This window comes from Vreelandella sp. 162(4c) (assembly GCF_058152265.1).
Window position 1 is genome coordinate 1,743,988 of sequence record NZ_CM176981.1, and the last position, 12,445, is coordinate 1,756,432.

At 56.2% G+C, this 12,445-nt stretch carries 9 protein-coding genes; 2 read left to right on the top strand and 7 right to left on the bottom strand.

Features of this window, described 5'->3' with window-relative positions; genetic code table 11:
• Positions 1-120: 120 nt before the first annotated feature.
• The 5 genes from AC4EYZ_RS07870 to AC4EYZ_RS07890 all read right to left on the bottom strand — a co-directional run bounded on the left by AC4EYZ_RS07870 (position 121) and on the right by AC4EYZ_RS07890 (position 6,526).
• Positions 121-1,371, bottom strand: a complete 1,251-nt coding sequence (locus tag AC4EYZ_RS07870) for an aspartate kinase (RefSeq protein ID WP_009286781.1) — start codon at positions 1,369-1,371, stop codon at positions 121-123.
• A 99-nt stretch (positions 1,372-1,470) separates the two neighbouring features.
• Positions 1,471-4,080: an alanine--tRNA ligase gene (gene alaS / locus AC4EYZ_RS07875; protein ID WP_490204213.1), complete on the bottom strand. Its 2,610-nt coding sequence runs from the start codon at positions 4,078-4,080 to the stop codon at positions 1,471-1,473.
• Between the two features lie 214 nt (positions 4,081-4,294).
• Positions 4,295-4,759, bottom strand: a complete 465-nt coding sequence (locus AC4EYZ_RS07880; protein WP_022519966.1) for a regulatory protein RecX — start codon at positions 4,757-4,759, stop codon at positions 4,295-4,297.
• A gap of 24 nt (positions 4,760-4,783) precedes the next feature.
• The gene (gene recA, locus AC4EYZ_RS07885) at positions 4,784-5,857 is read right to left on the bottom strand and encodes a recombinase RecA (RefSeq protein WP_009286780.1); all 1,074 of its coding nucleotides are present in this window, start codon (positions 5,855-5,857) and stop codon (positions 4,784-4,786) included.
• Positions 5,858-5,986: 129 nt separating this feature from the next.
• Positions 5,987-6,526 carry a CinA family protein gene (locus tag AC4EYZ_RS07890; RefSeq protein ID WP_035538996.1) on the bottom strand — a complete coding sequence of 180 codons (540 nt, stop codon included), beginning with the start codon at positions 6,524-6,526 and terminating at the stop codon, positions 5,987-5,989.
• 83 nt (positions 6,527-6,609) lie between these two features.
• Here AC4EYZ_RS07890 and mutS point away from each other — a divergent pair, with 83 nt between their 5' ends.
• Together mutS and fdxA are read left to right on the top strand one after the other, a co-directional pair.
• The gene (gene mutS, locus AC4EYZ_RS07895; RefSeq protein WP_474193018.1) at positions 6,610-9,171 is read left to right on the top strand and encodes a DNA mismatch repair protein MutS; all 2,562 of its coding nucleotides are present in this window, start codon (positions 6,610-6,612) and stop codon (positions 9,169-9,171) included.
• 159 nt (positions 9,172-9,330) lie between these two features.
• A complete protein-coding gene (gene fdxA / locus AC4EYZ_RS07900) occupies positions 9,331-9,654 on the top strand; it encodes a ferredoxin FdxA (RefSeq protein ID WP_007111508.1) in 324 nt (107 codons plus the stop codon).
• 565 nt (positions 9,655-10,219) lie between these two features.
• Here fdxA and eno read toward each other — a convergent pair.
• Together eno and kdsA are read right to left on the bottom strand one after the other, a co-directional pair.
• The gene (gene eno / locus AC4EYZ_RS07905) at positions 10,220-11,509 is read right to left on the bottom strand and encodes a phosphopyruvate hydratase (protein WP_009286778.1); all 1,290 of its coding nucleotides are present in this window, start codon (positions 11,507-11,509) and stop codon (positions 10,220-10,222) included.
• Between the two features lie 66 nt (positions 11,510-11,575).
• Positions 11,576-12,439 carry a 3-deoxy-8-phosphooctulonate synthase gene (kdsA, locus tag AC4EYZ_RS07910; protein ID WP_009286777.1) on the bottom strand — a complete coding sequence of 288 codons (864 nt, stop codon included), beginning with the start codon at positions 12,437-12,439 and terminating at the stop codon, positions 11,576-11,578.
• Positions 12,440-12,445: the final 6 nt, after the last annotated feature.

The window sequence follows — 12,445 nt, forward strand, 5'->3', positions numbered from 1 at the left end:
TAGTGTTCCCTGTCACCAATGACTCCGGCTCCATGACACCTTATACCTCCCGTTGAAAGAAAGCTCACCACCACACGGCAGTAAGTACCCCTTCAGCGTAGAAGGTTTAAGGTATTAATGTTATTCAGATTCGATATCTGCCTTATCTAAACCAAAAGCTTTGTGTAATGCATTAACAGCAAGCTCCATATGCTTCTCATCAATCACGACCGAGATTTTAATCTCAGAGGTGGAGACCATACGGATATTGACGTTTTCGTCGGCTAGCACACGGAACATTTTCGACGCCACACCGGCGTGAGAACGCATACCGACACCCACTAAAGAGACCTTAGCAATATTGTCGTCGCCACGCAGCTCACCGCCGCCCAAATCAGGAATCACCGTCTCTTCAAGCAGCTTCTTAGTGGCTTTGTAATCGCCCTTAGCAACCGTAAAGGTAAAGTCGGTATAGTCTCCGGCCGGCGCCACGTTCTGCACGATCATGTCCACTTCGATATTGGCATCGGCAATGGGGCCTAGAATGCGTGACGCCACACCCGGCACGTCCGGTGTATTCAGCAGGGTTAATTTTGCTTCATTTTTGGTGAAAGCGATACCGGAGATCAGTGGTTCTTCCATAGCGTCCTCGTCTTGGTCGGCTTCTGCAACAATTAGGGTACCGGGGCCGTCTTCAAAGCTCGACAGCACCCGCAGGGGTACGTTGTACTTTCCGGCAAACTCTACCGCGCGGATCTGCAGCACTTTAGAGCCGAGACTGGCCAGTTCCAGCATCTCTTCCACGGTAATGCTCGTTAAGCGCTGGGCTTTGGAGCAGACGCGAGGGTCGGTGGTGTATACCCCGTCAACATCGGTGTAAATCTGGCACTCATCGGCGCCTAGCGCGGCGGCTAGCGCCACCCCTGTGGTGTCAGAACCACCACGGCCCAGGGTGGTGATATTGCCGTCTTCATCGACCCCTTGGAACCCGGCCACAACCACTACCTGACCAGCGTCCAGATCGGCCTTGAGGTCTTCGGTTTCAATGCGCTGGATACGCGCCTTGGTATAGGCACTATCGGTATGAATACCTACCTGGGCGCCTGTGTGCGAAGTGGCTGGCACACCGATTTGCTGCAGTGCCATGGCGAGCAGTGAAATAGTTACCTGCTCGCCGGTCGACAGCAGCATATCCATCTCACGCGGTGCGGGATCGTCGTTAAGCGCCTGTGCCATGTCCGTCAGGCGGTTGGTTTCGCCACTCATGGCGGAGACCACGACCACTACCTGATGGCCTTGATCGCGGAAGCCCTTAACCTTTTCCGCTACGGCCTTGATACGCTCGACAGAGCCCACCGAAGTGCCGCCGAACTTCTGTACGTATAGTGCCATATGCCGTTTTTCCTATGCGTTCGGGAATGGAGGGTGAAAGTGTCACAAGTTTTAAATAAATAATAAGGCCGGTGACAATAATGCCACCGGCCCAGAGGTTTAGCTAAGAACGTTTTCCAACCATGCTGGTACGCTCTTCAACGCATCCGGCAGGGCGTCGGGTTGACTACCTCCCGCTTGGGCCATGTCGGGGCGGCCACCGCCCTTCCCTCCTACCTGGGAGGCAACATGGTTCACCAGCTCACCGGCTTTCACTCGGCCGCTCAGATCCTGGGTGACCCCAGCGATCAGACTCACTTTGCCCGCCGCCTGGTCGGCAACGCCGAGGATAATCACTCCAGAGCTTAGCTTGTTCTTAAGCTGATCAAGGATGCCGCGTAAATCTTTGCCTGATACGCCATCCAGCTGCGTCGCCAGCAGCTTCACGCCATTGACCTCCTGCACCTGGCTGAGCATATCGCTACCCGCTGCACTGGCTAGTTTGGCCTTGAGCTGCTCAAGCTCTTTTTCCAGGCTACGGTTGCGCTCAACCAGTGATTCTACCCGCGCTTCGACCTGTTCAGGCTTGGTCTTCAAGCGCTCACCCAAGCGCTCGAGGCGGGCTTCCTGCTCGCGAAAGTGGGCCAGCGCATTTTCGCCGGTGATCGCTTCGATGCGGCGCACGCCAGAAGCAATGCCCACTTCGCTCATCACATGGCAGCAGCCAATATCACCGCTGCGTGCCACGTGGGTACCACCGCATAACTCGATCGAGAAGTCATCGGCCCCAATGGTCAGCACGCGCACGTTCTCGGCGTATTTGGCCTCAAACAGCGCTGCTGCGCCCTTGGCCTTGGCTTGGTCCAGGCTCATCTGCTCGATCTTGGTCGGCGCATTAGCCAGAATCTGCTCATTGACCAGCCGTTCGACTTCCGCCAGTTGCTCGGCGGTCACCGGCTCGAAGTGGCTAAAGTCGAAGCGCAGGCGCTCGGCGTTCACCAGCGAGCCTTTCTGCTGTACGTGATCACCCAGCACCATGCGCAGCGCTTTATGCAGCAGGTGGGTGGCTGAGTGATTGCGAATGGTGGCTGTGCGCAGGCTGGCATCCACTTCACCACGCACGCTTGCGCCAACGCTTAGCGAGCCTTCTACCATCATGCCCTGGTGAAGATGATGACCGCTCTGCTTTTGGGTATCAGTGACCTGGAAACGGCCACCGTCGACATACAGGTAGCCGGTATCGCCCACCTGGCCGCCTGACTCGCCGTAAAACGGCGTGCGGTCTAGTACCACGACACCCTTCTGCCCCGCTTCCAGCGCTGCCAGTGGATTGCCCTCGCTGTCGACCAGCGCGGTTACCTTGGCCTGATCTTCCAAGCGGTCGTAGCCGGTAAAGGCAGTTTCGCCCTCCAACTCGATGGAGGCGGTGTAGTCGGCGCCAAATTGGCTGGCCGCCCGTGCGCGTTCACGCTGGGCCTCTAACGCCTGCTGAAAGCCATCTTCGTCCAGGCTAACGCCACGCTCACGACAGACGTCGGCGGTAAGGTCGAAGGGAAAGCCGTAGGTGTCATAAAGCTTAAACACCGTCTCACCCGGCAGCACCTTGCCATCCAACTCGGCCAGTGCCGCATTCAAGAGCCCCATACCGTGATCCAGGGTGCGTGCGAACTGCTCTTCTTCTTTCAGCAGTACACGGGCAATTTGATCGCTCGCTTCACGCAGTTCCGGATAGGCATCGCCCATCTCCGCATCCAGCGCCTCCACCAGCTTGTGGAAGAACGGCTCAACCGCGCCCAGCTTGTGGCCGTGACGAATTGCACGGCGAATGATCCGACGCAGGACATAGCCGCGCCCTTCGTTGGAAGGCAGCACGCCATCAGCAATCAGGAAGGCACAGGAACGGATATGGTCGGCAATTACGCGCAACGAAGGCGTAGCGGTATCAGGGTGCCCGGTCGCTTTCGCAGCGGCTTGCAGCAGGTTCTGGAACAGGTCGATCTCATAGTTGGAGTGGACGCCCTGCATGACAGCGGCGACACGCTCCAGCCCCATACCGGTATCGATGGAGGGCTTGGGCAGCGGGTTGAGCGTGCCCTGGGCATCGCGATCAAACTGCATGAACACCAGGTTCCAGATTTCGATATAGCGATCGCCATCCTCTTCCGGGCTGCCCGGCGGCCCCCCCCAAACCTCTGGGCCGTGATCAAAGAAGATTTCCGAACTGGGGCCGCAGGGGCCGGTGTCGCCCATCTGCCAGAAGTTATCTTCATCCAGCTTGGAGAAGCGCTCAGGGTCGATGCCAATCTCATCTTTCCAGATGCGCTCAGCTTCGTCATCGCTGATGTGTACCGTTACCCACAGCTTGTCTTTGGGGAGTCCCAGCGTTTCGGTTAAAAACACCCAGGCAAAGCGAATGGCGTCGCGCTTGAAGTAGTCGCCAAAGCTGAAGTTACCCAGCATCTCAAAGAAGGTGTGGTGGCGTGCGGTATAGCCGACGTTGTCTAAATCATTATGCTTACCGCCCGCGCGAACGCAGCGCTGCGCAGAGGTGGCGCGCACGTAAGGGCGCGGATCGCGGCCTAGAAACACATCTTTAAACGGCACCATGCCGGCATTGGTAAACAGCAGCGTCGGGTCGTTGCCCGGCACTAATGAGCTGGTGGGTACAATCGTATGCCCCTGCTCTTCGAAGAAGGTGAGAAAGGCCTGTCTAATCTCTGCGCTTTTCATAGGGTATCCGTAACAAGAAAGCGTGATGTCCCAGGGCGCTGTTGCCGCTACCCTCAGGGGTCGCAAAGCAGCCATTATAGCGCAGTTGTCAAACGACTAAAGCCGCACTTAGTGGCAGAAAGGCAAACAGCCACGTAAACAACTGGATGAACAAGCGTATTAGAGCGCTACTAGAAATGTAAGAGGGGGTATTGTATAGGCTGGGGAAAACGTATTACAGACAGGAGAGCGCATAGCGAATTTGTTCAAAATCGAAGCCGCGACTGGCGAGAAAACGTTCACGCCTAGCGCGCTCTTTGGGGGTCTCACCGGGGCTATCAAAACGCCGCGCCAGGGTTTCCCGGGCTAGCTCAAACCAGTCGACCTGCTCGCCCCCCTCCACTTCTTCAAAAGCGGTGGCAAGGGTTTCCTGGTCTATGCCGCGCTGGCGCAACTCGCCTTTAATACGAATCACGCCTTGGCCACGCAGTATGCGCGAGCGCACGAAACTGGCCGCAAAGCGCGCGTCAGACTGCAGCCCTTGTTCAACCAAGGCGTCCAGGCACTCATCAATAGCGGCATCGTCGAAAGACTTTTTCTTCAGACGCTGAGCAAGCTCGGCGCGGGAGTATTCGCGCCGAGCCAGTAAGCCAATGGCGATATCACGGGGCGTAGCATCACGCTGGGAGGTGAATGCCATCAGCTTATCTTAGCGAGAGTCGTCTTAAAGCAGATCGTCATCACCCGCATCCAATTCTGCCGCTGCTTCGGCAGGCGCATCTTCCTTCTCCTTTTTAGGATCGGGCTTGGCCAAGAGCTGCTCACGAATCTGCGTTTCGATTTCGAGCATAATTTCCGGGTGCTCTTCCAGATACAGCGCTGAATTGGCTTTACCTTGACCGATTTTCTTACCTTTATAGCTGTACCAGGCACCGGCTTTGTCGACTAGGTTGCACTGCACGCCCAGGTCGATGACCTCACCGGCGTGGTAGATACCCTTGCCGTAAAGAATCTGGAATTCAGCCTGACGGAATGGCGGTGCTACCTTGTTTTTGACTACTTTCACGCGGGTTTCGTTACCGGTGACTTCATCACCCACTTTCACCGAGCCGGTACGACGAATATCCAGACGCACGCTGGCATAGAACTTCAGCGCGTTACCACCAGTGGTGGTTTCGGGGCTACCAAACATGACGCCGATCTTCATGCGGATCTGGTTGATGAAGATCACCAAGCAATTGGCGTTTTTGATATTACCGGTGATTTTACGCAGTGCCTGAGACATCAAACGCGCCTGTAGGCCAACGTGGGAATCACCCATTTCGCCTTCGATTTCAGCGCGCGGGGTCAACGCAGCGACCGAGTCGATAACAATCACGTCAACACCGCCAGAGCGTACCAGCATGTCGGTAATTTCCAGCGCCTGCTCACCGGTGTCCGGCTGGGAAATCAGTAGATCATCCAGGTTGACGCCTAGCTTTTCTGCGTAGCTGGGGTCAAGCGCATGCTCGGCATCCACGAAGGCACACACTTTGCCCTGTTTTTGCGCCTGAGCAATCACCGAAAGGGTCAGGGTCGTTTTACCCGACGATTCCGGGCCAAAGATTTCGCACACACGGCCAAACGGCAGCCCGCCGATGCCGAGGGCGATATCCAGACCCAATGAACCGGTGGAAACCGACGGCATGACGACACGCGGTGCGTCGCCTAGACGCATGACGGTGCCCTTGCCGAACTGACGGTCGATTTGGGTGAGTGCAGCGTTTAGCGCTTTAGTGCGGTTGTCATCCTGAGCCATTCAGAGATTCCTCATAACAAGCTGTATAATTAGCCAGTAGTATGCCAAAGATTGCGCCGTAAACAAATCCTTGATCGCGCTTTCTCTCATCTATTTTATCAACAGCCTTTTTGCATATGCGCCTTTTTCTTACGGCTGGTTCGTCTTGCTCGCCTTCTCGCGCTCATTCAGGCGCGCCACCAGCCCAACCAAGGCCTGACGCACGGCCTGCTCTCGCACCGACTGACGGTCACCTGGAAAGTGAAAGCATTCAGCTTCCTGGGCAGCAGCATCTCCCCAGGCCAACCAAACCGTACCCACCGGCTTTTCAGCGCTCCCCCCCTCTGGGCCTGCAACACCGCTAACGGCAACAGCTAAGCCCGCGCCACTTTCATTACAGGCGCCCAGCACCATGGCTTTGACGACCTCCTTGCTGACAGCACCGTGCTCGGCCAGCGTGGTCTCAGGCACCCCCAATAAGCGCGTTTTAGCAGCATTCGCATAGGTCACATAGCCCGTCGTAAAGTAAGCAGAGCTACCCGCCACCTCGGTAATGGCGCTGGCAATGCCGCCCCCCGTACATGACTCAGCGGCGGTCACTTCCACATTCAACTGCTTACACAGCCGCCCCAGCCGCTGAGCTAACAGGGTTAAATCAAGATTTTTCAGGCTAGTTTCGCTGGGCACTATGGTCGCTCCTTCAAGTGAGTCGTCTGTTCAGCGTAGAATACTGCGTTTAGCTTTCTCAAAGAAATTGCTCAATCAGGACGCCCATGTCACAGGCTATTCCCGCCAACACGCCAATGATCACCCAGTATTTAAAGATCAAACGCGAGCACCCCAAGGTACTGCTGTTCTACCGCATGGGGGATTTTTACGAACTGTTTTTCGACGACGCCAAGCGCGCCGCCGCACTGCTGGATATTACCCTTACCCAGCGTGGGCAGTCAGGCGGCAAGCCTATCCCGATGGCGGGCGTCCCCTATCACAGCGCTGAGGGCTATCTGGCCCGCCTCGTCGCTGGCGGCGAGTCGGTCGCTATTTGTGAGCAAATTGGCGACCCCGCGACCAGCAAAGGGCCCGTTGAGCGCCAAGTGGTGCGTATCGTCACCCCTGGCACACTCCACGATGAAGCGCTGCTCGATGCCCGCCGCGACAACGTCCTGGTGTCCGTTTCTCCCGGAAAAGAGAGCTGGGGCCTTGCCTGGCTGGAGCTCTCCAGTGGTCGCTTCAACGTACTGGAAGTAGACAGCGAAGCCGAAATGCTCGCCGAGCTGACGCGTCTCTCCCCGGCCGAGCTGCTGGTACCCGAAAGCTTAACGCTACCCGAGGCCTGGTCGCAGAAACGCAGCCTGCGCCGCCAGGGCGAGTGGCTGTTTGATTTGGAAAGCGCTACCCGTAGCCTCTGCGACCAGTTCGAAGTGCAGGATTTACGTGGCTTTGGCTGTGCGCACTTAACCTCTGCGCTAATTGCTGCCGGGGTATTGATCGATTATGCCCGGGACACTCAGCGCTCGCGCCTGCCCCACGTGACCGCCATCAGCGTTGAGAACCGCGACGACGCGGTGGTGATCGACGCTGCCAGCCGCCGTAATCTGGAAATTGATATCAACCTGGGCGGCAGCAGCGACAACACCCTGGCCAGCGTGCTGGATACCTGTACCACCGCCATGGGTTCACGGCTACTCAAACGCTGGCTTAATCGGCCACTGCGTCAACGCGAGATTGTCCAGGCCCGTCATGCGGGTGTGGCGCTGCTAAGCCTGGATGCCGCCTATATGCCGCTGCGCGAGACGTTGAGCGCGGTGGGCGACGTGGAGCGCATTCTGGCCCGGGTGGCGCTGTATAGCGCCCGCCCGCGCGATTTGGCACGGCTGCGGGATGCACTGGTAACGCTTCCGGAACTGGAGCAACAGCTTAGCGAGGTTGAGAGCGGCAGTGCGCTGGATAACCTGCGCTCGCATATTCGCCCCTACCCAGAAATGGCCGATATGCTCAGCCGGGCGCTGGTAGAAAATCCGCCGGTGGTGATCCGCGATGGTGGGGTGATTGCCGATGGCTTTGATTCAGAGCTGGATGAGCACCGTGGCATGGCCGAAAACGCGGGCGACTATCTTATTCAGCTCGAGCTTCGCGAGCGCGAGCGCACGGGGCTAGCCAATCTCAAAGTGGGCTACAACCGGGTGCACGGCTACTTTATCGAACTACCGCGTTCACAAGCCCAGCAGGCGCCCGCCGACTATATTCGCCGCCAGACACTTAAAAATGCCGAGCGGTTCATTATCCCCGAGCTCAAAGAGTTTGAAGATAAGGCACTCTCCGCTAAATCTCGCGCGTTGACGCGTGAAAAATGGCTCTACGATCGCCTGCTTGGCGATCTCAACGCAAGCCTTCACGCGCTGCAGAGCACCTCGCAAGCCTTGGCGGAACTGGACGTACTGTGCGCCTTTGCCGAGCGCGCCGAGGCGCTGAACTGGGTGCGTCCAACACTCAGCGAAACCACCGGGATTCAAATTGACGCGGGACGACATCCGGTGGTCGAGCAGGTGAGCGAGACACCCTTTGTGCCCAACGACGTGACGCTCAATCCTGACCAGCACATGCTGATTATTACCGGCCCCAACATGGGCGGTAAATCGACCTATATGCGTCAGACGGCGCTCATCGCCCTTCTCGCTCACTGCGGCAGCTTTGTGCCCGCCAATGCCGCCGAGATCGGCCCGCTGGATCGAATATTCACCCGCATTGGCTCATCGGATGACTTGGCCGGCGGGCGCTCTACCTTTATGGTCGAGATGACTGAAACCGCCAACATTCTCCACAATGCCACCCAGCAAAGCTTGATCCTGATGGATGAAATTGGCCGCGGCACCAGTACCTTTGACGGTCTGTCGCTCGCCTGGGCAAGCGCTGAACATTTGGCAAAAGGACGCGCGCTAACGCTGTTTGCGACCCACTACTTTGAAATGACGGCGCTGCCTGAGCATATGGAAGGGGTGGCCAATATCCACCTAACGGCGACCGAGCATGGCGACAGCATTGTGTTTATGCACCGCATCGAAGCGGGCCCGGCCAGCCAGAGCTATGGTTTACAGGTGGCGCAATTAGCGGGTGTGCCCAACCATGTGATTAAACGTGCCCGCGAGAAGCTGATAAGTTTGGAGCAGCGCGATGTGGATAACACGGCGCAGGCGCCGCGAACCGCACCGCAGCAAAACGACCTGTTCGCCGCTGCACCGCATCCGGTGGTCGAGGCGTTGGAAAACGTCGATATGGATGGTTTAACACCGCGGGAAGCGCTATCACTATTGTATCAGTGGCGAGACCTGATCTAATGGTGCTTACAGGAGGGAAAGCCATATGGCGCTTGCCGCCAGGTATGCGCACCTCTAGAATGTCGTTCAAACTTTTAGCTTATAAAAAACGGCTGATTTATAACCATTCACGATTGACCATGGCTGGGAGTTACCCGGCCCTGCAAGAGGGATAGCAAGATGACGTTTGTCGTTACCGAGAACTGCATCCAGTGCAAATACACCGACTGTGTGGAAGTCTGCCCGGTCGACTGTTTTTACGAGGGCCCGAACTTCCTGGTCATTCATCCTGACGAGTGTATCGACTGCGCGCTGTGTGAGCCCGAGTGCCCCGCCGAGGCGATATTCTCCGAGGATGAGCTGCCGGATGGACAGGAGGCCTTTATCGAGATTAACGCTGAGATGGCCGAAGTATGGCCCAACATCGCCGAAAGAAAAGACCCGCTGCCGGACGCCGAAGAGTGGGATGGCAAGCCCGGCAAGCTTGAGAAACTAGAGCGCTAAACGCTGTGACGGTTTAAAAATCAGCACATAGCTCTTTTTAAAAGCTCTCTTTAAAAATTCTCTTTAAACCAGCGCTGGTTGTTAAAAACAGCGCTGGTTTTTTTGTGTTTTCAAAAGTGTATCGTCAAAAATGTGCTGCCAAATTGCGGGCAAAAAAAGGCGACCCGTAGGCCGCCCGCTCCAAGCACTTCCTCTGACCACTCCCTGGATCAACCTCCTCAGATGACGTCCTTGCCAGGGCTCACCTCACTGTATCACCCGGCGCATCTGACCTACATCCCGCTGCATCCTGACTGAAGCGTCCTTGCCTCCCCTTGTCCTGTGTATATTGTGTCAGATCATGGCCGCTTCTCAACAAAGCCAAAATACAAAAGGGCGAGCCGCTGCGACTCGCCATTTTTAAAAAACCACTTATTAAACAATTACTTAAATTTTAATTAGTGGCAAAGTAAGCTATTTCTTACCCTAAACTGAGCGATTCTCGTCGGTATTTGTAAGATATCTCTTACAAAATTTTGAGACATCTCTTACAAGCACCTCTAAAAATTCGCTCGATATTGGCATTTTACTGCCCTTTAATGGCTTTCAAACCTGGGTAGGTCACATCACCCAGCTCTGCTTCAATCACCAGCAAACGGTTGTACTTGGCAACCCGATCAGAGCGGCAAAGTGAGCCCGTTTTGATCTGACCGGCACAGGTACCCACCGCCAAATCGGCAATGGTGGTATCTTCGGTTTCACCGGAGCGGTGAGAAATAACCGCCGTAAAGCCAGCATCCTGCGCCATCTTAATCGCGTCCAGCGTCTCAGAGAGCGAACCGATCTGGTTGAACTTGATCAGGATAGAGTTACCGATCTGCTCATCGATACCGCGCTTGAGAATCTTGGTATTGGTCACGAATAGGTCATCGCCCACCAGCTGCACTTTATCGCCCAGCTTATCGGTCAGCGCTTTCCAACCCGCCCAATCCGATTCATCCATGCCGTCTTCGATAGACACAATCGGGTAATCGGCACACAGGCCTGCCAGGTAATCGGTAAAGCCTTGGGCGTCGTAGCTTTTGCCTTCACCGGAAAGGTTGTACTGACCGTCTTTGTAAAACTCAGACGAAGCACAATCCAGCGCCAGCGTGACGTCTTTACCCAGCTCATAGCCAGCATCGGCAACGGCTTGTTTAATCACCGCTAGCGCATCAGCGTTAGACGCCAGGTTAGGCGCAAAGCCGCCCTCGTCACCGACGGATGTAGAGAGCCCTTTCGCGGAGAGCACTTTCTTCAGCGCGTGGAAAATTTCCGCGCCCATGCGCAACCCTTCGCGGAAGTTAGGCGCGCCCACTGGCTGCACCATAAATTCCTGGATATCGACGTTGTTATCCGCGTGCTCGCCGCCGTTGATGATGTTCATCATCGGCACCGGCATGCTGTACTGGCCAGGTTGACCGTAGAGCTCGGCAATGTGGGCGTAGAGCGGTACGCCTTTGGCGTTAGCAGCTGCTTTAGCCGCCGCCAGCGAAACGGCTAGGATGGCATTCGCTCCCAGATTCGCTTTGTTCTCAGTGCCGTCCAGCGCTAACATGGCATCGTCCAAGCCGCGCTGATCACGCGCATCCATACCCATCAGCGCATCACGAATTTTGCCATTGACCGCATCGACTGCTTTCAGCACGCCTTTGCCCAGGTAGCGCGACTTATCGCCGTCGCGCAGCTCTAACGCTTCCCGGGAGCCGGTTGAAGCACCACTGGGGGCACAGGCTTCACCGACAGCACCACTGGCAAGGCGTACGTGCGCCTGCACGGTCGGGTTACCACGAGAATCCAGCACTTCCAACGCACTGATAGCAACAATTTTGGTCATGGCAGTATCCTTTCCTGTTAGTCAGATAAAATTATTAATATAACGACCTGATTAGCTAAATACAGCTTAGCGAATCGTTAGCGGCTCAAAACCTTTAACCAGCGCATCCAACTGGGCAAGCTGAGTCAAGAACGGCTCTAATTGATCCAGCGGCAATGCACAGGGACCATCGCATTTGGCGTTGTCTGGGTCAGGGTGGGCTTCCAAAAACAGCCCGGCAAGGCCGACAGCCACGCCTGCACGCGCTAACTCAGCCACCTGGGCACGGCGCCCATCAGCACTATCGGCACGCCCACCGGGGCGCTGCAGCGCGTGGGTCACATCGAAAAATACCGGGTAGCCGGTTTGCTTCATATCACCAAAGCCCAGCATATCAACAATCAGATTGTTGTAACCAAAGCTTGAGCCGCGCTCGCAGAGCATCAACTGGTCGTTACCCGCTTCCTGGAACTTGCTGAGGATATGACGCATTTCATGGGGCGCCAAAAACTGCGGCTTTTTGATATTGATGACCGCGCCGGTTTTGGCCATGGCGACCACCAAATCAGTTTGGCGAGCCAAAAAGGCCGGCAGTTGGATAATGTCAGCGACTTCAGCGGCTGCTTGCGCCTGCCAAGGCTCGTGAACGTCAGTGATGATCGGCACGTTGTGGCGAGCTTTGATATCGGCCAGTATCTGCAGCCCTTTCTCGATACCTGGGCCGCGGTAGGAGTGAATCGAACTGCGATTGGCTTTGTCAAAGCTGGCCTTAAAAACGTAGGGCATACCCAGCTTCTGGGTCACCGTGACGTAGGCTTGAGCGACTTCGTCGGCAAGATCGGCCGACTCCAGTACGTTCATGCCACCCAGCAGCATAAACGGCAAGGAGTTACCGGCGGTTAAGCCGGCAACGTTAATATGACGCTCTTGAGATCGGTCTTGAGAAGCCATGCTTCT